The 18,589-nt window shown below is 67.3% G+C and carries 20 protein-coding genes; 12 read left to right on the top strand and 8 right to left on the bottom strand.

Annotated elements, in window-relative coordinates:
* The first annotated feature begins 26 nt into the window (after positions 1-26).
* The 11 genes from ASG20_RS10400 (at position 27) to ASG20_RS10350 (ending at position 8,146) form a co-directional block, all read left to right on the top strand.
* Positions 27-386 (top strand): hypothetical protein, encoded by a 360-nt coding sequence (locus ASG20_RS10400; protein WP_231420242.1) that lies wholly within the window; start codon positions 27-29, stop codon positions 384-386.
* A gap of 106 nt (positions 387-492) precedes the next feature.
* Complete coding sequence (locus ASG20_RS10395; protein ID WP_056051688.1) at positions 493-1,107, top strand: nicotinate-nucleotide adenylyltransferase; 615 nt, start codon at positions 493-495, stop codon at positions 1,105-1,107.
* 1 nt (position 1,108) lies between these two features.
* Positions 1,109-1,516, top strand: a complete 408-nt coding sequence (gene rsfS, locus ASG20_RS10390) for a ribosome silencing factor (protein WP_056051686.1) — start codon at positions 1,109-1,111, stop codon at positions 1,514-1,516.
* Positions 1,517-1,534: 18 nt separating this feature from the next.
* On the top strand, positions 1,535-1,957 hold the full coding sequence (locus ASG20_RS10385; protein ID WP_056051684.1) for a 23S rRNA (pseudouridine(1915)-N(3))-methyltransferase RlmH: 423 nt from the start codon (positions 1,535-1,537) through the stop codon (positions 1,955-1,957).
* 3 nt (positions 1,958-1,960) lie between these two features.
* Positions 1,961-3,133, top strand: a complete 1,173-nt coding sequence (locus ASG20_RS10380) for a murein hydrolase activator EnvC family protein (RefSeq protein ID WP_056051682.1) — start codon at positions 1,961-1,963, stop codon at positions 3,131-3,133.
* 303 nt (positions 3,134-3,436) lie between these two features.
* On the top strand, positions 3,437-4,822 hold the full coding sequence (locus tag ASG20_RS10375; RefSeq protein WP_056051680.1) for a S41 family peptidase: 1,386 nt from the start codon (positions 3,437-3,439) through the stop codon (positions 4,820-4,822).
* 20 nt (positions 4,823-4,842) lie between these two features.
* The gene (locus ASG20_RS10370) at positions 4,843-5,325 is read left to right on the top strand and encodes a disulfide bond formation protein B (protein ID WP_056051678.1); all 483 of its coding nucleotides are present in this window, start codon (positions 4,843-4,845) and stop codon (positions 5,323-5,325) included.
* A complete protein-coding gene (locus ASG20_RS10365) occupies positions 5,322-5,858 on the top strand; it encodes a demethoxyubiquinone hydroxylase family protein (RefSeq protein ID WP_056051676.1) in 537 nt (178 codons plus the stop codon). Before ASG20_RS10370 ends, ASG20_RS10365 begins: the two co-directional genes overlap by 4 nt.
* 45 nt (positions 5,859-5,903) lie before the next feature.
* Positions 5,904-6,419, top strand: a complete 516-nt coding sequence (locus ASG20_RS10360; protein WP_056051674.1) for a hypothetical protein — start codon at positions 5,904-5,906, stop codon at positions 6,417-6,419.
* Between the two features lie 234 nt (positions 6,420-6,653).
* Complete coding sequence (locus ASG20_RS10355) at positions 6,654-7,163, top strand: DUF2306 domain-containing protein (protein WP_056051671.1); 510 nt, start codon at positions 6,654-6,656, stop codon at positions 7,161-7,163.
* 281 nt (positions 7,164-7,444) lie between these two features.
* Complete coding sequence (locus tag ASG20_RS10350; protein ID WP_056051670.1) at positions 7,445-8,146, top strand: DJ-1/PfpI family protein; 702 nt, start codon at positions 7,445-7,447, stop codon at positions 8,144-8,146.
* Here the strand turns inward: ASG20_RS10350 and ASG20_RS10345 are convergent.
* Positions 8,143-8,775 (bottom strand): DedA family protein, encoded by a 633-nt coding sequence (locus tag ASG20_RS10345; RefSeq protein WP_056051668.1) that lies wholly within the window; start codon positions 8,773-8,775, stop codon positions 8,143-8,145. The two genes, ASG20_RS10350 and ASG20_RS10345, sit on opposite strands and share 4 nt — an antisense overlap.
* An 80-nt stretch (positions 8,776-8,855) precedes the next feature.
* On the opposite strand from ASG20_RS10345, the gene ASG20_RS10340 reads away from it, so the two are divergent.
* On the top strand, positions 8,856-9,653 hold the full coding sequence (locus tag ASG20_RS10340; RefSeq protein WP_056051667.1) for an aldo/keto reductase: 798 nt from the start codon (positions 8,856-8,858) through the stop codon (positions 9,651-9,653).
* 147 nt (positions 9,654-9,800) lie between these two features.
* Here the strand turns inward: ASG20_RS10340 and ASG20_RS10335 are convergent, their stop codons facing one another.
* The 7 genes from ASG20_RS10335 to ASG20_RS10310 form a co-directional block, all read right to left on the bottom strand.
* Positions 9,801-11,186 carry a UdgX family uracil-DNA binding protein gene (locus ASG20_RS10335; protein WP_056053031.1) on the bottom strand — a complete coding sequence of 462 codons (1,386 nt, stop codon included), beginning with the start codon at positions 11,184-11,186 and terminating at the stop codon, positions 9,801-9,803.
* 34 nt (positions 11,187-11,220) lie between these two features.
* Complete coding sequence (locus ASG20_RS10330) at positions 11,221-12,465, bottom strand: putative DNA modification/repair radical SAM protein (RefSeq protein WP_056051664.1); 1,245 nt, start codon at positions 12,463-12,465, stop codon at positions 11,221-11,223.
* A 220-nt stretch (positions 12,466-12,685) separates the two neighbouring features.
* Positions 12,686-12,862, bottom strand: coding sequence for a hypothetical protein (locus tag ASG20_RS19670; RefSeq protein WP_168371622.1), 177 nt, complete (start codon positions 12,860-12,862; stop codon positions 12,686-12,688).
* A gap of 33 nt (positions 12,863-12,895) precedes the next feature.
* Entirely contained in the window at positions 12,896-16,282 is a 3,387-nt protein-coding gene (locus tag ASG20_RS10325; RefSeq protein WP_056051662.1) for a chromosome segregation SMC family protein, read from the bottom strand.
* A 295-nt stretch (positions 16,283-16,577) separates the two neighbouring features.
* The gene (locus ASG20_RS10320) at positions 16,578-17,318 is read right to left on the bottom strand and encodes a thioredoxin domain-containing protein (RefSeq protein WP_056051660.1); all 741 of its coding nucleotides are present in this window, start codon (positions 17,316-17,318) and stop codon (positions 16,578-16,580) included.
* 26 nt (positions 17,319-17,344) lie between these two features.
* Positions 17,345-18,010, bottom strand: coding sequence for a thioredoxin domain-containing protein (locus ASG20_RS10315; RefSeq protein ID WP_056051658.1), 666 nt, complete (start codon positions 18,008-18,010; stop codon positions 17,345-17,347).
* On the bottom strand, positions 18,010-18,573 hold the full coding sequence (locus tag ASG20_RS10310; RefSeq protein ID WP_156364214.1) for a DUF721 domain-containing protein: 564 nt from the start codon (positions 18,571-18,573) through the stop codon (positions 18,010-18,012). Before ASG20_RS10310 ends, ASG20_RS10315 begins: the two co-directional genes overlap by 1 nt.
* Positions 18,574-18,589: the final 16 nt, after the last annotated feature.

The raw sequence follows: 18,589 nt of genomic DNA, 5'->3' as shown, positions 1-18,589 counted from the left end.
TGTCGTATCTGCCCAAATCATTTCCTGTGGCTCTGATCGCCGCCGCGACGATCGTAGCGGCCGCCGTCCCGGCAAATGCGGCGATGACCGTCCAGACCTTTCTCGCGCGCGCCAATGCGCTCCGCGATCAGGGGCCGATGGCGTTGATGTCGCCCGACCTGCCGGTGCTCAAGGCGGAAGCAAAGGCGGCGACCACGCAGTTGAAGGCGGATCGCGCCGCGCGCGCCGCCGCGGGTAAGCCGCCGATCGCGTGCGTGCCGGAGGGCGAGAGCGTCGGCATCATGGACATGCTCGATGGCCTGTCGCAGCTCCCCGCCGCCGATCAGAAGCGCCCGCTAAAGGACGGGTACGCGCGAGTGCTCGCGAAGCGGTTCCCCTGCAACTGAGGCGCCAGGCGCGCTGCCATGTTGATAACCGACGAATCCGGTCATACCGTCGGTCGATGTCTTGCGCGCCTCGGCTTTCCAGCATCCGCTCTTGTCCTGCCGAGGTTTGACCCACGTCGGCATTCTCGGCGGGTCGTTCAATCCTGCGCACCGCGGCCACCGCGGCATCACGCTTGCGGCGATCGACGCGCTTGCACTCGACGAGGCGTGGTGGCTGGTGTCCCCCGGCAACCCGCTCAAGGATGCGGCCAACGACATGGCGCCGCTCCCCGCGCGCTTCGCCTCGGCGCGACGCATGGCTCGTCGTGCGCCGATCCGCGCGACCGATATCGAGGCGCGGCTGCATACCCGCTACACGCTCGACACGATCCGCAAGCTCAAGCGGCGGTACCCCAAAATCCGCTTCATCTGGCTGATGGGCGCGGACAATCTCGCCGACTTTCACCGCTGGAAGAACTGGCGGCAGATCGCCCGCGAGGTTCCGATTGCGGTAATCGCGCGTCCGGGATATGACGGGCGCGCCCTCGCGGCCCCCGCGATGGGTTGGCTGCGGCGCTTCCAACGGCGCACAGACCATGCGAAGAGCTGGACGACGTGGAGATTGCCGGCCCTCGTGCTGTTGCGCTTCCGACCCGACCCGACCTCCGCAACCGGCCTGCGCGCCAAAAATCCCGACTGGGTTCAGCAAGTTGCTGACCCGGTAGTCTTACCCAGGAGCTGACTTGGCCACTTCCCCTACTGCCCCTCGCGCGACCGACCCCGAAGAGGTTGAGGCGCTGCATCGCCTGATCCTCGCGTCGCTCGACGACGACCAGGCGGTCGAGACCATCTCGATCCCGCTCGCGGGCAAGACCAGCATCGCCGATTACATGGTGATCGCCAGCGGTCGTTCGACCCGCCAGGTCGCCTCGATGGCGCAGAAGCTGGCCGAGCGGATCAAGGCCGAGTTCAAGCGCCCGGTGAAGATCGAGGGGCTCCCCACGGCTGACTGGGTGTTGATCGACGCGACCGACGTCATCGTCCACCTGTTCCGCCCCGAAGTCCGCAGCTTCTACAATCTGGAGCGGATGTGGGCATTCGGCGACGCACCCGCGCCGCCACCCTTGCCGACCTTCACCGACGAAGACTAAACCGACTTCGAGGCGGCGGTGCTGCTCCACATCGTCGCCCGCGGTCGGATCGGACGCTCGCCCGAGGCCGATCTCGTCGACCGCTATCTGAAGCGGATCGTCTGGCCGACCAAGGTCAGCGAGCTCCCCGACACCGGCGGCAAGATCCCGCTCGTCGGCGACCAGACCAAACGCATCCTGCTCGACGAAAAGGGTGAGACGCTGTCGTCGACGCAGTTCGCGCAAAAGCTCGAGCGATGGCGCGACGACGGCGTGCGTGAGGCGCGGTTCATGATCGGCGCCGCCGACGGCTTCGACGATGCGGCGCGCGACGAGGCGGACCTGCTCTTTTCGTTCGGCCGCGCGACCTGGCCGCATCTGCTCGCCCGCGCGATGCTCGCCGAACAACTCTTCCGCGCCACCAGCATCCTTGCCAACCACCCCTATCACCGCGAAGGGTGATGCATGAGGGTAGGGGGCGTTCTCGCGATCGCGGCGCTGTTCGCGGCTGCGGGCGTAACCGCACAGACTGACGCGCCCGAGTTGGCGACCGAGCAGCAACGCCTGGTCGCGGCGAAACGCGACGCCGCACTCGCCGCCGCCCGCGCCGCCAAGCTCGCCGCTGCTGCCACGCAGGAGCGCAACGCTGCCGACAAGGCGCGCCGTGAAGAGCAGGCGCTCGCCGCCCGCGTGACCGCCGCCGAAGCGAACCTGGCCACTGCTAGTGCGCGCGTAACGCTGGTCGAGCGCCTGCTGTCCGATCAACGCGCCAAGCTCGGCCGCGCGCAAGCCCCTGTCGCCCGGCTCCTCGCAGCGTTGGAATCCCTCGCCCGCCGCCCGACGATCGTCGCAGTCGCGCAGCCGGGATCGGTCGACGACCTCGTCCACGTCCGCGCGGTGCTCGGCAGCGCGCTCCCCGTCGTCCGCCAGCGCACCGAAGCCGTCCGCACCGAACTCGCCGAAACGCGTCGCCTGCAGACCAGCGCCACGCTCGCCGCCAAGGCGCTGTCCGACGGCCGCGCGCGCCTGGAGAGCGACCGCATCGCGCTGGCCACCCTGGAGGCACGCCATCGCCAGCGCAGCCGGTCGCTCGGCCGCGGTGCGCTCAGCGAGTCCGACCGCGCGCTGGCACTCGGCGAACGCGCGCGCGATCTCGTCGATGGCATGGCCGCCACCACCAATGCCAAGGCGACCGCAGCCAGCCTGATCGCGCTCGCCGGTCCGATCCCCCGCCCGATCGCGCCCGGCACCACGCGCCCGGCGCCCTTGCGCGGCGTGTACCGTACGCCGGTAGCGGGCAGGCTCGTCACCGGCTTCGACGAAGTTTCGGACTCCGGCGTCCGATCGCGCGGCCTGACCTTTGCCACCGCCCCGCGCGCGCGCGTCGTCGCCCCCGCCGCCGGCACGGTCCGCTACGCACGTCGTTTCCGCGACTACGGCACGATCGTCATCATCGACCACGCCGACGGTTGGACCACCCTGGTCACCGGCCTTGCCTCAACGATCGCAAAACCCGGCAACCGCGTCACGATGGGCACAACGATCGGCACCGCTCCCAGCGAAGACCCCCGCATCACCGTCGAACTTCGCCGCCGCGGGCGGCCGGTCGACGTCGCCGCGTTGATAGGATCGCGCTGATCGGCCAACCCGATGGGCGCCTGGTTTCAATCCTCCCCCGCCAGGGGGAGGTGGCCGGCGCTTGCCGGACGGAGGGGGAGGAAGAGGCAACCGCTGTTCCGTGTCCTCCCCCTCCGTCACCTTCGGCGCCACCTCCCCCTTGCGGGGGAGGATCGATCCAATACGCGATCGTTAACGACCAAACCCCCAGTCAGCCGCCATTAACCCCGGCCCCGCTTTGCTCCGCGCGTTGCCGCCAGCGTTCCGCTACGCTACGCCGTCACGACCGTACGACACGTCTTTTCTCAGGTTGCAGGACCATCGATGCCTCGTCCTATACTGCGTACCCCGTTGCTTACCGCGACCGCCATCGTCGGCGCACTGACGCTGATCCCGCTCGCCACCTCGGCGATGGCCGCGGTCGACACCGACACGTACCGCGAGTTCGACCAGTTCCTCGACGTGTTCAACCGCGTGAAGGCGGACTATGTCGACAAGGTCGATGACAAGACGCTGATCAAGGGCGCGATCCAGGGCATGCTCGCCAGCCTCGATCCGCACAGCTCATATGTCGACGCGCTCGACTACGAAAACCTTCGGATCATGACGGAGGGCAATTACGGCGGCCTCGGCCTGACCGTCCAGATGGAAGACGGCGCGATCAAGGTCGTTTCGCCGCAGGAAGACTCCCCCGCCGCCCGTGCGGGTGTGAAGTCCGGCGACTACATCACGCATATCGACGGCAAGCTGATCTACGGCGATTCGCTCGACGAGGCGGTCGGCAAGATGCGCGGCAAGCCCGGCAGCAAGATCACATTGGGCCTCGTCCGCCCGGGCCGCGACAAGCCGCTCGACGTGACGATGATGCGCGAGATCATCGTCCAGAAGCCGGTGAAGTGGGAAGTCCGCGGCGACGTCGGCTATATCAACATCAACACCTTCAGCGAGAACACCGGCGCCGACACCCGCGCGGCGATCATGGCGATCGACAAATCGCTTGGCCATCGTCCGCTCGGCTATGTCGTCGACCTTCGCGAGAATGGCGGTGGCTTGCTGACTCAGGCGATCGAGGTCAGCGACGCATTCCTCGATCACGGCGAGATCGTCTCGCAGCGTGGCCGCGAGAAGACCGATATCGAGCGCTATTACGCCAAGCCCGGCGACGACGCGCACGGCCTGCCGGTCGTCGTTCTCACCGATCCCGGCACCGCGTCCGCGTCCGAGATCGTCGCCGGCGCGCTTCAGGATCATCACCGCGCGCTGATCATGGGTGAGCGCAGCTTCGGCAAGGGCTCGGTCCAGACCGTGCTCCCGCTCGGACCCCAGACCGCGCTCCGCCTGACCACCGCGCGCTACTTCACGCCGTCCGGCCGATCGGTGCAGGAGGGCGGGATCGAGCCCGACATCAAGGTGCCGCAGCTCACCGATCCCGACTACAAGTCGCGCCCGGTGTTCCGCGAGGCAGACCTCCGGAAACATCTGATCAACGAGGTGAAGGCCGACAACGCGGTGCTGGAGGAGGATACCAAGACGGACCCGCGCTTCTCGCAGACGCCCGAGCAGTTGAAGAAGCAGGGCATCGACGATTTCCAGCTCTATTACGCGCTGAAGACCGTCGCGCGTCTCGGCGGCCCGACCCAGGTTGCCGCCGCGACCAAGCCGCGCCCGATCAAGCCTGATTCCGACGCTGCCAAGGCCGCCACCAAGTGAGCGTGCGTCGCGGGTTGGGCATGACCAAGAACGAAGAGATCGCGCGCGCTATCGCGCTCCTGCTGCCAGCGTTCCTGCTGCTCGGTGCGCTCGGCTCGCAATATCTCGGCGGGCTGTATCCGTGCGAGATGTGCCATTGGCAGCGCTGGCCGCATTATTCCGCCGTGCTGATCGCGGGGGCGACGTTCTTCGTTCCCGGACGGTCGCTCAGGGCATCGCTGGTGATCATCGCCGGGGTACTGATCGGGCTCAGCGGACTGATCGGCGTCGCGCATGCTGGTGTCGAATATCATTGGTGGAACGGCTTCACCGCCTGCACGACGACCGTCTCGATGGCCGGCACCACCGCCGCTGAGCGTCTTGCCGCGATCATGAACGCGCCGATGGTGCGCTGCGATTCGCCGCAGTGGAAGCTGCTCGGCATTTCGCTCGCCGGGTTCAACGCGATCTTTTCCCTCGTCGGTGCGTTCACCATATTCGCACTCATGAGGAAGACGAGATGAGCGGCTGGAAGCCAGGAGACGCCAAGCGGGCGACGGATTCGATGATCCGCGTCGACCAGGCCGGCGAATACGGCGCGATCCGCATCTATGCGGGCCAGCTTGCCGTGCTCGGCGATCGTCACCCGGCATCGCGCTCGATCCATCACATGGCGCAGCAGGAAGAGCGGCACCGCGCGTTCTTCGACAAGATGATCGTCGATCGCCGCGTGCGCCCGACGGTGCTGCAGCCGATCTGGAAAGTCGCCGGCTTCGCGCTCGGCGCCGTGACCGCGGCGATCAGCCCGCGGGCGGCGATGGCGTGCACCGCCGCGGTCGAGACCGAGATCGACAAGCATTACGAGGAACAGCTCGTTCAGCTTGGCGCCAGCGATCCCGAGCTATCCGCAGCGATCCTCGATTTTCAGGCTGAGGAACTCGAGCACAAGGCGACTGCGATTGCGGCTGGGGCCGAGGAAACACCGGGTTATCCCGTACTGAGCGCGGCGATCCGGCTCGGTTGCAAGGTCGCGATCGCTACCGCCAAGCGGATCTGAGATGCGACGTTTGAGATGAGAATACGGATTGTGGGAGTGATGCGTATGAAAATGCTTTTTGCGGCGGCGTTGCTCGTCGCCGGACCTGCGGTGGCGCAGACGTCGCAACCCGTGCGCCGCGCGCCGCCGACGCTCGCACAACTGCCCGCCAAAGCGCCGACGCTGGCCCCGGCGTTGCCCGGCGCTACCGGCAAGCCGAACACGATCTCTGCCCCTGGCGAAGTCTCACGCAGCGCGCCCGTCAACGGCGTGCTCACCCTGTTCGGCAACGAACGCTGCCCGACCAACCAGAACGGCGAAGAGATCGTCGTCTGCGTCCGCCGCAGCGCGCAGGAGCAATACCGCGTCCCCAAGGAACTCCGCGAGTTCGTCGTCACGCCCGAGAATGCCAGCTGGGCGACCAAGGCCCAAGGCACGATGGACGCCGGGTCAGGCGTGAACACCATCGGCAGCTGCTCCGCGGTCGGCGCAGGCGGCGCCACTGGCTGCTTCGGCCAGCGGGTGCGGGAATCGCGGCTGGAGAACAAGACGCGAGCAGCGGAAGTCCCCGTCCTCCCATAAGAAATTCGAGAAACAGTTCTGCTACTCACCCCTCCCTGGAAGGGAGGGGCAGGGGGTGGGTCGGGTTCCGCAAGCGGCTCAGTCAGTGGCACCAGCAGGCCAACCCACCCCCAACCCCTCCCTTCCAGGGAGGGGGGCACGTTTTGACCCTGGCGAGGTCGGCGGCACAAATGCCCCTTGGCTTCCGCGCTGCGCACCCCGTACCGTCCCCCTGGGACATACAAGGGGGCACGAATGGCACTAACACTCGGAAAACGAAAAACCCGTCTGCGACCGATCGCTGCCGACGGTTACGAAAAGCTTCTCGCCTACGCCGCGATCCTCCTCCTCGCCGCCGTCATGACCGCGCTGATCCGCGGCCGCCCGCACTGGCCGGAGGTCCCGACGATCGTCTGGTTCCACCTCGCCACCATCCTCGTCGCGCTCGCGCTGACCCCCCTCATGCTCCTGCGCAAACGCGGCGACCGTCCGCACCGCGCGCTCGGCACGATCTGGGTCGTCGCGATGCTCGCCACCGCGCTCGCCTCGTTCGGCATCCGGACCAGCACGGGTGGCTTTGGCATCATCCACCTCCTGTCGATCTTTACGCTCGTCCAGGTCCCGATCATCTGGTGGTCGGCACGCGCGCACGACCTTGCACGGCACCGCACCAGCGTGCGCGGGATGGTCACCGGCGCGTTGCTCATCGCGGGCGTGTTCACCTTCCCGTTCGGGCGCATGCTCGGGACATGGCTGTTCGCCTGATACCCGCGCGCGCTGTTCCCGAGGTAACTGTCCTACAGGCAGAGGGGATGGCATGATGCGCGAATGACGTCGGCAACCATCCGAAGCGCGTTCGCTAAAACCGCCCCCTACGGTGCGTCGGGTGCCGACGAAAATGCTGCACCAGCGTCTGCACTTTCTGCACTTCGGTTGAGCGCGCTCCTTGCTCGGTGCCGGACTCGCGTTGTTTGTCAGCGAGTTAAGCCAATCCGGAGCGATGTCGCGGTTTTCGATCGTGAGAGCCCATCGCAAGGCGCAATGGCATGACTAAACCGCTCAGCATCGCCTTCCTGCTGTTCCCGAACGTGACCCAGCTCGACCTGACCGGCCCCGCGCAGGTCCTGTCTCGGCTCGGCAACGCTCGGCTCGATCTCGTCTGGAAGACGCTCGATCCGGTCCCGACCGACGCCGGCTTCTCGATCCTGCCGACCGCGACCTTCGCCGATGTCCCGCGCGCCGACATCCTGTGCGTCCCAGGCGGCTTCGGAACCAACGACGTGATTGCCGACGACGAAGCGATGGCGTGGGTCCAGGCGGTCGGGGCCGAGGCGACGTGGGTGACGAGCGTCTGCACCGGATCGCTGATCCTCGGTGCGGCGGGCTTGCTCGACGGCTATCGTGCCGGGTGCCACTGGGCGCAGCGCGACATGCTGCCGCTGTTCGGCGCGATCCCGGTCGACGCGCGCACCGTGGTCGACCGTAACCGCGTGACCGGCGGCGGCGTCACAGCCGGGATCGACTTCGCCCTGACGCTGACCGCGATGATCCGCGGCGAGGCGCATGCCAAGGCGGTCCAGCTGGGTCTCGAATATGATCCAGCACCGCCGTTCGACAGCGGATCACCGGAGAAAGCCGGTGCCGAGATCGTCGCGGGCTATCGGCGTCGCGTGCGGGCGCTCGCCCCGACCCGCGACGACGATCTGCGTGCGCTGGCGAAGCGTTGCGGTTACCCTCGAGAGACTTAAGGGTGGCGCTTCAGACCACGCACGCGGTGCCAGATGTAGAAGCCGACGAGAGCGATCAGGACCACGCCGATCAGCAGGTCGGCGCTGTGGAACGCAGCTTTCACGCGCGGATCGCTGTCCCACTTATCGCCGAGCTTCATGCCGACCCATGCCAGCCCGAAGCACCACGGCCACGACCCGACGAAGGTGTAGACGTGGAACGGCACCAGCTTCATCCGCGCGACGCCGGCGGGGAAGGCGATGAACGAGCGGATCACCGGCAGCAGGCGCCCGATCAGCACGGCGATCGAGCCCCAGCGGGCGAAGAACCGATCGGCCGCATCGAGCTCGCCCGGTCCGATTAGCAGATAGCGGCCCCAACGCTCCGCCATCGGCCGGCCCCCGCGCTTGCCGATCTCGTACGCAACGATCGAGCCGAGGTTGCACCCGATCGCGCCCGCGGTGGCGGCGAGATACAGGTCGAAGCGCCCGGTCGAGACGAGGTAGCCGGCGAATGGCATGATGATCTCGGACGGCAGCGGGATGCACGCGCTCTCGATCGCCATGAGCAACGCGATGCCGACATAGCCACCCGACGAGATGACGCCGATCGTGAAGGTGGCCAGCACGGCCAGGATCTTTTCGAACATGGCTCGGTCGATTGCGCGAACCGGGCGCGGAAGGGAAGAGCCAATCGGAACCGTCGGCCGTGTCGTGCGCTGTTTGCGGCATGACAGATCTTACACTCAACGACGGCCGCACGATGCCCCAGCTCGGCATGGGCACGTGGCAGATTCCCGACAGTCAGGCTGCGGCGATCGTCCGCTCGGGGCTCGATATCGGCTTCCGGCTGGTCGACACCGCCGCGATCTACGAGAATGAACGCGGCGTCGGTGACGGCTACAAGGGCTCTGACGCGTTCCTGACGACCAAGCTCTGGAACGACCGACAGGGTGATGCCGAAGTGGCAATGGACGAGAGCCTCGCGCTGCTCGGTGTCGAATCAGTCGATCTGTACCTCATGCATTGGCCGGTGCCGAAGCAGGACGAGTATGTCGATGCGTGGAAGGCGATGATCGCGCTGCGCGATGCCGGGAAGGCCAAGTCGATCGGCGTCTCGAACTTCCTGCCCGAGCACATCGACGCGATTGTCGCTGCGACCGGCGTGACGCCGGCGGTCAATCAGATCGAACTCCACCCGAATTTTCAGCAGCGCAAGCAGTGCGCCTATCATGAAGCGCATGGCATCGTGACGCAGAGCTGGAGTCCGTTGGGGCAGGGCAAGACATTGTTGCAGGACGGCGCGATCGTTCGGATCGCGGACAAGCATGGTCGGAGTGCGGCGCAGGTCATCCTGGCGTGGCATCTGGCGAACGGCTTTTCGGTCATCCCGAAGGCGTCGGATGTTGAACATCTGGCGGACAATTTCGCGGCGTTGGATCTGACGCTCGATGACGAGGACATGGCTGCGATCGAAGCGCTCGACGATCCTGCTGGCCGATTGGGACCAGAACCGAACGCGATGTAAGTAGCGGAGACGCCCCTCTACTTGCTCCGTCATCCTGACGAAAGTCAGGATCCAGGGTCACGGGGAAAGCGGTTGTGGCACTGGATCCTGACTTTCGTCAGGATGACGGGCGGGAGAAATTAAACTGGTACAATATGCCGCCGAAGATCAGCCGATCCGCCCCCCCACAATTCGCAGATCTTCGACGAACCGCGCATATTCTTCCGCCGCCTGCGCTGGGTCCGGCAGCCGCAGCAGGTAACTCGGATGCACCGTAATCCACGCCTCGCCGCCGTCGGGCAACTGCAGCGCCCGTCCACGCTCCCGTCCTATTGTCATCACCTTGCCGAACAGCGACCGGGCCGCGGTGGCGCCTAGCGCCACCGTGACCTTCGGCTTGATCAGCATCTGCTCCTGCTCGATCCACCAGCGGCATGCGTCGATCTCGCCAGCGCCGGGCTTGGCGTGGATGCGTCGTTTGCCGCGTTGTTCGAATTTGAAGTGTTTTACTGCGTTGGTGACGTAGGCGCGGGAGCGATCGACGCCCGCTTCCGCCATCGCCTTATCGAACATCTGGCCGGCGGGGCCGACGAACGGGCGGCCGGCGATGTCCTCCTGGTCGCCGGGTTGTTCGCCGACGAACATCAGTGGGGCGTCGACTGGGCCTTCGCCGAACACGGTTTGCGTCGCGGGCTTGTAGAGCGGGCAGCGGGTGCAACCGGCGGCCTCGTCGCGTAGCGCTTCCCATGCAATCTGGCTATTGCCGCCGACCGTGTCGCGCGCGCGCTGGATCATCCCGCTCTCCCGTGCCTGCGCGGCCGCCAGTAGCCCCGGCACCAGCGCAGTTTCGGGCATGTTCTTCCAGTATTTCTTGGGCATCTCCTTCAGCATCGCGCCGATCTTCATGCGGGCCGGGTTGAAGATGCTGGCGTAATAGGTCTTCCAGACTTCCTCGGTTGGGTCGCCGTCGGGGGCGTCGGCCTTGCTCGCGCCGGGGCCTTCGTTGAGCGCCTTGCCATCCCAGTGGATCGAGACTTCGGGCGTCAGGATCGACCAGCGCATGCTGGCGAAGCGGTTGACGAAAAAGGCTGCGTTGGCGCGGACGATGTGGTGGTCGGGTTCGAACCACGCGACGAAGCGCGTTCCGCCGTCCTCCTCGACCTCGCGAAAACGGAGGAATGCGCGCATCTTGTGGATGTCGCGGCGGACGTCCTTGGCGATCCGGTCGAGCCTGCGGACGAGCGGATCGGCGCGGTCCTCGATCAGTTTCTGCTCGCGACGGAGGCGGAAAAGTAGCGTGTAGAGCAGTGCGAACCGCTCTGGGTCGCTGCCGAGAATGGCGCTGCGGGCTAGGTCTATGAAGGCGCGGGGTACGGAGAACGCGCCGGGGGGCGGGGCAGGGGCGGGTTCCGCCACGGTTGCGAACAGGTCGACCGGCTCGTCGCCGACTTGCCAGACGACGTCGTCGGGGGGGACGTCTTCGGCGATCAGGCCACGCGCGGCGTCGCGCCAGCCGTCAAAGTCGTCGGGTTCGGAAAGGGTTACGACGCGCATAATCTTCCCCAGCACAGGGAGGAATGCGTCGGCGTCACGCGAACATTTCCATTTGCTTGGGTTTTGGGGCGATGATGGGGCGGAGCTCGGCTTTGTCCGCCAGAGCTACCGGGCGCCAGTCTTCGGCGATGATGAAGGGGCGGAGCTTGGCGACTGACACGGTCAAGCGGGCGATGTCCGCCAAATGCAGGCAGCGCCAGCGGCGGCTGGTTAGGATGCCGTTGACTGCCTTTACGCCGAGTCCGGGGACTCGGAGAAGCATTTCGCGGGGGGCGCGATTGACGTCTACTGGGAACGACCCGCGAAACTTCAGTGCCCAGGCTAGCTTGGGGTCGATGTCGAGCGGCAGCATCCCGGTTGCGTCGTCGGCGGCAGCGACGACTTCGTGCGGCTGGAACTCGTAGAAGCGCATCAGCCAGTCGGACTGGTACAGCCGGTGCTCGCGCATCAGCGGCGGGCGTTGCAACGGGAGGACGGCGCTCGCATCGGGGATCGGGCTGAACGCGGAATAATAGACGCGGCGAAGGCCGAAGCGGTCGTACAGGGTCGACGCCTTCCGGACGATGTCGCCGTCGGTCGCGGCGTCTGCACCGACGATCATCTGGGTCGACTGGCCGGCGGGGGCAAACTTCGGCGCGGACTTGTACTTGGCCTTGGCGTCCTTGCCGTCGATGATCGAGGCCTTCACCTCGGCCATTGCGGTCTCGATGCGGACGCCGTCTTTCTCGGGGGCGAGACGCTTCAGGCCGTTCGCAGTCGGGAGTTCGACGTTGATCGAGACGCGGTCCGCATACAGCCCGGCCTGGTGGACGAGTTCGGGATCGGCGTCGGGGATCGTCTTGAGGTGGATGTAGCCGCGGAAATGATGGTCCTCGCGCAACGACCGCGCGACCTCGACCATCTGCTCCATCGTGTAGTTCGACGATGCGATGATGCCTGAGGAGAGGAACAGGCCCTCGATATAATTGCGCTTATAGAAGGCGATGGTTAGATCGACGACTTCCTTTGCCGTGAAGCGGGCGCGGCGGACGTTCGAGCTCTTGCGGTTGATGCAGTAATGGCAGTCGAAGATGCAGCTGTTGGTCAGCAGGATCTTCAGCAGCGAGATGCAGCGGCCGTCGGGCGCATAGGCGTGGCAGATGCCCATCCCTTCGGTCGAGCCGAGCCCCTTGCCGTCCTTCGAATTGCGCTTCGTCGTGCCGGACGACGCGCAGGACGCGTCGTATTTGGCTGCATCGGCGAGGATCTCGAGCTTTTCGCGGGTGTCGAGTTGGGCCATTCGTTCGTCTTACGTTCCGCGAAAAGGGGTGTCGAGTGATGGAGATCAACTTGTTGCTATGTCGCTGATGCGGGGCGGTTCTCGGTCTTGGCGGCAGAGTGAAGTATAGAAAGTGCAGACGCTGGGAGCGTTTTCGCAGGGGCGTTTTCTCGGGTATGAAAGTCTAACGATCGAGGCGTCGGAACGCTGTCAGGATCGGGGCGTGTAGGACAGCGATCAGTCAGTCGAACACGTAGCGGATCAGGTCGACCATGCCGCCGAGGCTCACGGGCAGGAGCAGCAACAGGAATAGATAGACGAAGATCAGGCGGGTGAGCGCCTTCTCGTGACGATACACGGGCTTGCGCGGAGGCAGGTCCTCCTTGCGCGGCCAGATGCTGGATTCGTCGAGGAACATCAAGGGTCAACGTCGCGAACGGGGATTGTCTCCCTACGCCGTTGCAATGAGTCCGGTCGCGGCTTGCAGGTCGACCGAGACGAGGCGGCTGACACCGCGTTCGATCATCGTCACGCCGAACAGGCGGTGCATGCGGCTCATCGTGACGGCGTTGTGCGTGACGACGAGGTAGCGCGTGTCTGTGTCGCGCGACATGCGGTCGAGCAGGTCGCAGAAGCGCTCGATATTCGCATCGTCGAGCGGCGCGTCGACTTCGTCGAGGACGCAGATCGGCGCGGGATTGGTGAGGAACAGGCCGAAGATCAGCGCGACCGCGGTCAGCGCCTGTTCGCCGCCCGACAGGAGGGTGAGCGACTGGAGGCGTTTGCCGGGGGGTTGCGCCATGATTTCGAGGCCGGCTTCGAGTGGGTCGTCGGAATCGATCAGTTCGAGGTGCGCGGCGCCGCCGTCAAACAGCGTGGTGAAGAGGCGTTGGAAATGGCCGTTCACCGCCTCGAACGCAGCGAGCAGGCGCTGGCGACCTTCGCGGTTGAGCGTGCCGATCGAGCCGCGCAGGCGGTTGACGGCTTGCCCGAGTTCGTCGCGCTCGACCGCGTTGCCCCGCGCGGACTCTTCGAGTTCGGCGAGTTCGGTTTCGGCGACGAGGTTGACCGGGCCGATCCGCTCGCGGTCGGTGGTGAGGCGGTCGTGCGTGGCGGACTCTTCGGCTGGCGCGCGGACGTCGGCGACCGCGAAGCCGAGGCGTTCGGGGAGGACGGGCGCGGGGCACTGGAAGCGCTCGCCCGAGAGGCGGCCGAGATCGAGGCGGCGCGCTTCGTGGTTTTCGACGCGGGCGATCGCGCCGGCGCGGGCTTCGCGGGCGACGGCGAGCGCTTCAGTGGCGGCGTGGTGGGCGTCGTCGGCGGTGCGGGCGGCGGTTTCCGCCGTGCGTTCGGTGGCGAGGAGCGCGTCGGCGGTTGTGCGCGCGTCTTGGTGTTCGGCGTCAAGCGTCTCGATTTCAGCGTCGAGGGCGGCGGGGCGAGCGGCGATCGCGGCCAGGTCGGCGCCCAGCGTCGTTTCGCGCGCGTCCATGGCGGCGATGCGCTTGGCGGCTTCACCCGCGCGCGCGCGCCAGCTTCGGGCGTCGGCCTGGGCGGCGGACAGGCGTTCGCGGTGGATGGCAATGCTGCGGTCGAGCGTCGTGCGATCGGCGCGGGCCTGCGCGACGGCGGCGCGGGCACGTTCGGCGTCGTATTGGAGCGTGGCGACCTGACGCGCGTTGGCGGTGCCGTCGGGGACGGCGGCCATCGCGGCTTCGGCGCGGGTGCGATCAGCGTGCGCGTCGGCGACGTCGTCGGCGATGCGGTGCGCGCGGACGTCGAGGTCTGCGCGCTGGGTGGCGAGGCGTTCGAGCGCGGCGGCGGCGCGGTCTTCCTGGCGAACGGCGTCGCGCGCGGCGGTTTCGGCACGTTGCAGGGCGGCGCGGGCGGTTTGCGACTGGCCTCTAGCTTGGGCGATCCGCTCGTCGATCGCGGCGCGGGTTCGTTCGGCGTCGTTCAGCGCTTCGGCCGCAGCGGGGCGGGCGGCGTGGAGCGCGGCGAGGCGGTTGCGGCGGACGAGGCGTTCGGCGGCGGCCGCGCCGGTGCCGGTTGCGGTGAAGCCGTCCCAGCGGCGGAGTTGGCCGTTTCGGGTGACGATGCGCTGACCGACGGCGAGGTGTTGCTGGCCATCGGTGCCGACGACGAAGACCTGCGCGAGTCTGCGGGTGAGGGCGGGGGGCGCGTCGACATGCTCTGCCAGCGGTTCGGCGTCGGCGGGCGGGGCGGGGTCGTCTTCGCGGGGCTCGGCGCCGGCCCATGCGTCGAGGCTGGTGTCCAGATCGTCGCCGAGTGCTGCGGCGAGTGCGCGTTCGTAGCCGGTGCTGGCCGAGACATGGTCGAGCAGCCGGTCGCGGCCGCTGCGCTGCGTTGCCTTGGTGAGCGCCGTCACTTCGCTGTCGATCGCGGCGAGGTCTGCGCGGGCGGTGGCGCGGGTGATTTCGGCGGCGTCTCGCGCGCTGGTCGCGGCGGCTTCGTCGGTGTCTGCTTGTGTGATGGCGTGGCGGGCGGATTCTGTTGCTGCAGTCGCGGTGCGTCGGGCTTCGGCGGCGGTTTCGCGCTCTGTGGCTAGCGGGGCGGGGTCGCCGAGCGCGCGGAGAGCGGCGGCGATCTGGGCGGCATCGCGATCGGCGCGGTCGGCGCGGGTGCGGGCGGCGGCGAGGGCTGCGCTGGCGACGCGGACTTCGGCGGCGTCTCGGGCTTGCGTGGCGAGCGCCTGGGCGAGGGAGACTTCGGCGTCGCGGGCGCTGCGTTCGGTTTCGGCGAGTGCGGCGTCGAGATCGGGAATCGCGGCGGTGGCGTCTGCGATCGCGGTGTCGAGCGCCTTGGCCTCGTCGGCGAGGCGGGCGAGCGCGGCGGCGGCGTCGCTGGCGAGCGATCCTTCGCGCGTGCGGTCGTCGGCGATCCGGGCGCGGGCGTCGGTCAGGTCGGCGATCCTGCGCTCGACGCTGGCCTTCTCGGTTTTGAGCGCGGCGAGGCGGTGGGTGAGATCGCCGACCAGGTCGCGCGCGGCGAGTGCTGCGGTGCGGGCGGTGGCGACGGCTTCGATCGCGCGGTGCTGGTCTGCGGCGGCTGCGCGTTCGGCTTCGGTGGTGGCGTGGACGCGGGTTTCGGCGGCGGTGGCTTCGGCCTTGGCGGCGTCAGCGGCGGTAGCGGCTTCGCGCCAGCGGGCGAACAATGTGCGCGCTTCGGCGACGCGGATCTGCGCGGAGATGAGGCGGTAGCGTTCGGCGGCGCGGGCTTGGCGTTTCAGCGTGGCGGCGCGCGCGTCCTGATCGGCAATGATCTCGTCGAGCTTGGCGAGATTGGCTTCGGTGGCGCGGAGTTTCCCCTCGGCGTCCTTGCGGCGGACGTGGAGGCCGGCGATCCCGGCGGCTTCCTCCAGCATCGCGCGGCGGTCGGCGGGTTTGGCGGCGATGACCGCGCCGATCTTGCCCTGGCTGACGAGCGCGGGGGAGTGCGCGCCGGTGGCGGCGTCGGCGAAGAGCAGGCCGACGTCCTTTGCGCGGACGTCGCGGCCGTCGATCCGGTAGGCGGAGCCTGCGCCGCGTTCGATCCGGCGGACGATCTCGCGTTCGTCACCGGCTATTTCTGCGAGGATCGAGACTTCGGCGAAGTCGCGCGGGGGGCGGGTTGCGGTGCCGGCGAAGATGACGTCTTCCATGCCGGCGCCGCGCAGGGATTTCGCGCTGGCCTCGCCCATCGTCCAGCGGAGCGCTTCGAGCAGGTTCGACTTGCCGCAGCCGTTCGGGCCTACGACGCCGGTGAGGCCGGGTTCGATGCGGAGATCGGCGGGGTCGACGAAGCTCTTGAAGCCGGTGATGCGGAGGCGCTTGATCTGCATTCTTGCGCCCCCCGGCTGTAAGCGATGTTGTTCTGATACCGAGCCGTTGCACCTTGTGTCCCCGCGAAGGCGGGGACCCAGACTGGGCTCCCGCCTTCGCGGGAGAACAAGGAAGGCGGTGCTGCCCGTGGGCACGCTTACCGCCCTTGCCTCCACCCCGGCGAAGGCCGGGGCCCAATTGGAGAGGTCGCGGTAACGAAGCGCTGATCTCCGTTAGCAACGTCCCCCAATTGGGCCCCGGCCTTCGCCGGGGTGGTAGTTAGCCGGGGTGGTAGTTACTTGTGGAGCGGTTAGCTTACGCCCCAGCCGCCTTCAGCGCCTTCTCCATCTGATCCCAGCTCACGACCTGGTCGAGCTTTTTGTCGTTGATCAGGAACGTCGGCGTGCCAGTCACGGTACCGGCCTGCATCGCGTTCTCGGTCGGCTTGGCCATCACTTCGAGCTGCTTCTGATCGGCGAGGCAAGCACGCGCCTTCGCCTCCGGGATCCCGCGCTGCTTGACGAAATCGATCGCGCCCATCTGCTCGGCGAGCTTGGTCGCGACGACCGTGGGCGGCTGGTTGGCGAGCGCCTTCTGCTGGTCGGGGGTCATCGCCTGGAGCTTGTCGAGGAAGGCGATCTGGTTGCCGTACATTTGCTCGAGGATCGGGAAGAACGGCGCGACGCCGCCGCACTGGCCGAGCAGGGTCAGCGCCACGTCGGGGGCGCCGTGGACGAGGAAGTCGCGGAATTCGAAGCTGACTTTCCCGGTCGAGACGTACTTCTCGGTCAGCGGCTTGTACGCTTCGCGACCGAACGCACCGCAGGTCGGGCACGAGCGCGCGCCGTATTCGACGAGCTTGATCGGCGCGTTCGGGTTGCCCATCAGATAACCCTCGGGGGTCTTCACGACCGTCTCGGTCCAGTTCTGGCCGGCGGGGGCTGCGGCGGCTGCTACCGGTGCGGCGGCGGGCTGGTCGACGTTACCGGTCGAATCGTTCTTCGAGCAGGCGGCGAGCGCGAGCGGCAGGACGGCGAGCGTGGTCAGGAACTTCATCGGGTTACTCCAGTGGATCACGTGAATTAACGGGCGCCGGCCTTGCGGAGCGCGGGTTCGAGCTGTTCCCAGCCGACATGGGGTACGATCTTGCCGTTGAGGTAGAAGGTCGGCGTCGAATCGATCTCCTTCGGCGCGTCGGCGGTCAGCTTGACGATGCGGTCGATCTCGGGCTGGTTGGCGAAGCATGCGTTGATCGCCGCATCCGACAGCCCGCGTGCCTTGACGAACGCGGTCAGGCCGGAGCCGTCGGCGTTGGCGCGAATCTGTGCGGCCGCCGGGTACATGTTCAGGCGTGCGGCGTTACCCTGCTGGTATTGGATCCCGCGTTCGAGCCATTGCGGCTGTGCGGCGAAGATCGCGGATGAGGTAGCGGAGAAGCCTTTCGGGCCGGTGCAGCGGGCGAGGATCGCTGCTGCCAGATCGAGCCGGTCGCGGATGAAGCTGCGAACTTCGAGGCTGGTCGAGCCGGACGCGATCATCTGGCGCTTTAGCACGGGCTCGGACTTCATCGAGAAGTCGGCGCAGTGCGAGCAGGTGTAGCTGGCGTATTCGACGAGCTTCACGCGCGCGGCGGGGTTGCCGATCAGGTAGGCGCCCGAGGGGAGGATGCGCGCGGTTTGCGACCAGTCTCGCTTGGGCGCGGCGCCGGTCAGCAGGAAGAGGGCGAAGACGGCAAGCAAGACGCGCATCAGTTGATCCTGGGAAGGCCGTGCGTCGAGGCGACGCCGGCGGCGAGGGATTCGAGGACGGCGCGCAGTTCCGGATCGGCGATGCCCTTCAGGCTCATACCGAGATCGACGGGGACCGGGCGGATCGAAGGCGGGGCCTTCCGCGGGACGGGGGCGGCGACCTCGCCTTGGCGGATCGCGACCTTCACGATCGCGGCATAGCCGAAGAAGCGGTTGACGCGCTCGATGATCTCGGGCGCGATGTGCTGCATCATCGGGGCGTGCGCGCCGCGGACGGTGAGGGTGAGGACGCCGTCCTGCTTCTTGCCGACCGGGAAGCGGATCGATTCGGGGACGCTCGCGCCGGCCAGTTTCGCGCCGACGATCTCGGGCCAGCGGCTGACGATCGACGACTGGACGAAGCCGAATCGCCGGAATGCCGCGCCGCCGATCGCGGGCAGCAGTTCGGCGACCGCGCGCGAGCGGTTCTCGCGCGGGGCGTCGGGATCGGTCCTGCCTTTAATGCGCTTCGTCGCCGGCTTGGGCGTCGCAGATTTAGGCACAGAAACGGGCGGCTTGCTCATCTGCGAACCCATGCCA

Origin of the sequence: Sphingomonas sp. Leaf198 (assembly GCF_001424005.1) — a bacterium.
Taxonomy (GTDB): domain Bacteria; phylum Pseudomonadota; class Alphaproteobacteria; order Sphingomonadales; family Sphingomonadaceae; genus Sphingomonas.
The sequence above is the reverse complement of the archived record's forward strand: the minus strand, read 5'-3'. Positions and strand labels throughout refer to the sequence as shown.

Coding starts and splice junctions, on each gene's coding strand:
- ASG20_RS10380 (WP_056051682.1), top strand. CDS start 1,961: ATGAGGGTAGGGGGCGTTCTCGCGATCGCGGCGCTGTTCGCGGCTGCG.
- ASG20_RS10375 (WP_056051680.1), top strand. CDS start 3,437: ATGCCTCGTCCTATACTGCGTACCCCGTTGCTTACCGCGACCGCCATC.
- ASG20_RS10370 (WP_056051678.1), top strand. CDS start 4,843: ATGACCAAGAACGAAGAGATCGCGCGCGCTATCGCGCTCCTGCTGCCA.
- ASG20_RS10365 (WP_056051676.1), top strand. CDS start 5,322: ATGAGCGGCTGGAAGCCAGGAGACGCCAAGCGGGCGACGGATTCGATG.
- ASG20_RS10360 (WP_056051674.1), top strand. CDS start 5,904: ATGAAAATGCTTTTTGCGGCGGCGTTGCTCGTCGCCGGACCTGCGGTG.
- ASG20_RS10355 (WP_056051671.1), top strand. CDS start 6,654: ATGGCACTAACACTCGGAAAACGAAAAACCCGTCTGCGACCGATCGCT.
- ASG20_RS10350 (WP_056051670.1), top strand. CDS start 7,445: ATGACTAAACCGCTCAGCATCGCCTTCCTGCTGTTCCCGAACGTGACC.
- ASG20_RS10345 (WP_056051668.1), bottom strand. CDS start 8,775: ATGTTCGAAAAGATCCTGGCCGTGCTGGCCACCTTCACGATCGGCGTC.
- ASG20_RS10340 (WP_056051667.1), top strand. CDS start 8,856: ATGACAGATCTTACACTCAACGACGGCCGCACGATGCCCCAGCTCGGC.
- ASG20_RS10335 (WP_056053031.1), bottom strand. CDS start 11,186: ATGCGCGTCGTAACCCTTTCCGAACCCGACGACTTTGACGGCTGGCGC.
- ASG20_RS10330 (WP_056051664.1), bottom strand. CDS start 12,465: ATGGCCCAACTCGACACCCGCGAAAAGCTCGAGATCCTCGCCGATGCA.
- ASG20_RS19670 (WP_168371622.1), bottom strand. CDS start 12,862: ATGTTCCTCGACGAATCCAGCATCTGGCCGCGCAAGGAGGACCTGCCT.
- ASG20_RS10325 (WP_056051662.1), bottom strand. CDS start 16,282: ATGCAGATCAAGCGCCTCCGCATCACCGGCTTCAAGAGCTTCGTCGAC.
- ASG20_RS10320 (WP_056051660.1), bottom strand. CDS start 17,318: ATGAAGTTCCTGACCACGCTCGCCGTCCTGCCGCTCGCGCTCGCCGCC.
- ASG20_RS10315 (WP_056051658.1), bottom strand. CDS start 18,010: ATGCGCGTCTTGCTTGCCGTCTTCGCCCTCTTCCTGCTGACCGGCGCC.
- ASG20_RS10310 (WP_156364214.1), bottom strand. CDS start 18,573: ATGAGCAAGCCGCCCGTTTCTGTGCCTAAATCTGCGACGCCCAAGCCG.